This window comes from Salmonella sp. NW722, from assembly GCF_051702785.1.
Lineage (GTDB): Bacteria > Pseudomonadota > Gammaproteobacteria > Enterobacterales > Enterobacteriaceae > Salmonella > Salmonella enterica.
The window spans coordinates 1-496 of sequence record NZ_JAMMIN010000029.1 but is presented as its reverse complement, the minus strand read 5'-3'; the positions used below and the strand labels follow the sequence as shown (position 1 = coordinate 496).

Annotated in this window: 2 tRNA genes; both read left to right on the top strand. The window is 49.2% G+C overall.

What is annotated here, in order from left to right:
• Positions 1-97 precede the first annotated feature (97 nt).
• Positions 98-174: transfer RNA gene (locus tag NA330_RS23200), tRNA-Ile, on the top strand.
• 109 nt (positions 175-283) lie between these two features.
• Positions 284-359, top strand: a tRNA-Ala gene (locus NA330_RS23195).
• Positions 360-496: the final 137 nt, after the last annotated feature.

The following is a 496-nucleotide window of genomic DNA, read 5'->3' as shown; positions in this document are numbered from 1 at the left end:
GGGAACCTGCGGTTGGATCACCTCCTTACCTTAAAGAAGCGTACTTTGCAGTGCTCACACAGATTGTCTGATGAAAAACGAGCAGTAAAACCTCTACAGGCTTGTAGCTCAGGTGGTTAGAGCGCACCCCTGATAAGGGTGAGGTCGGTGGTTCAAGTCCACTCAGGCCTACCAGATTCGCTCCCGTGCTTTGTTGTGGTAAAGCTCGCATACTTCAGTATGCTTCGCTTCACCACGCCGCGCCCGGAAACGAATCAAAGGTAAGAGGTTCTGACTACACGATGGGGCTATAGCTCAGCTGGGAGAGCGCCTGCTTTGCACGCAGGAGGTCTGCGGTTCGATCCCGCATAGCTCCACCATCTCGTGAGTGTTTACGAAAAAATACTTCAGAGTGTACCTGAAAGGGTTCACTGCGAAGTTTTGCTCTTTAAAAATCTGGATCAAGCTGAAAATTGAAACACAGAACAACGAAAGTTGTTCGTGAGTCTCTCAAATT